The sequence below is a fragment of the Pluralibacter gergoviae ATCC 33028 = NBRC 105706 genome (genome assembly GCF_001598855.1).
GTDB lineage: Bacteria > Pseudomonadota > Gammaproteobacteria > Enterobacterales > Enterobacteriaceae > Pluralibacter > Pluralibacter gergoviae.
Genome location: NZ_BCZS01000097.1, coordinates 1 through 630, shown reverse-complemented (window position 1 = coordinate 630; position 630 = coordinate 1). Strand labels below are relative to the sequence as shown.

Here is a 630-nt window from a genome sequence, read left to right as displayed (position 1 = left end):
GCTCCCCGTTCGCTCGCCGCTACTGGGGGAATCTCGGTTGATTTCTTTTCCTCGGGGTACTTAGATGTTTCAGTTCCCCCGGTTCGCCTCGTTAACCTATGTATTCAGTTAACGATAGTGTGACGAATCACACTGGGTTTCCCCATTCGGACATCGCCGGGTCAAAGGTTCATATCACCTCGCCGGCGCTTTTCGCAGATTAGCACGTCCTTCATCGCCTCTGACTGCCAGGGCATCCACCGTGTACGCTTAGTCGCTTAACCTCACAACCCGAAGATGTTTCACTTCGTGCTGCAAGCATTTGAGAGACTCGAACACACCATTAAAGATGTGTCGTTTCAATTTTCAGCTTGATCCAGATTTTTAAAGAGCAAATATCTCAAACGTCACCCGAAGATGAGTTTTGAGATACTGATTGGTTGTGCCTTTCACTCACACCCAGCAAGTGGCGTCCCCTAGGGGATTCGAACCCCTGTTGCCGCCGTGAAAGGGCGGAGTCCTAACCGCTAGACGAAGGGGACACGGAGTGTCACGACTTCGTAGCCGTCTTGCTCGTTACTTTTCATCAGACAATCTGTGTGAGCACTGCAAAGGCAGGTTCTTTCAGGTAAGGAGGTGATCCAACCGCAG

At 51.0% G+C, this 630-nt stretch carries 1 tRNA gene and 1 rRNA gene; both read right to left on the bottom strand.

Going from position 1 to position 630, the window contains the following annotated elements:
* Positions 1-263 (bottom strand): 23S ribosomal RNA (locus tag ENGE1_RS26290); the annotation flags it as partial.
* A gap of 183 nt (positions 264-446) precedes the next feature.
* A tRNA-Glu gene (locus ENGE1_RS26285) sits at positions 447-521 on the bottom strand.
* Between the last annotated feature and the right edge of the window lie 109 nt (positions 522-630).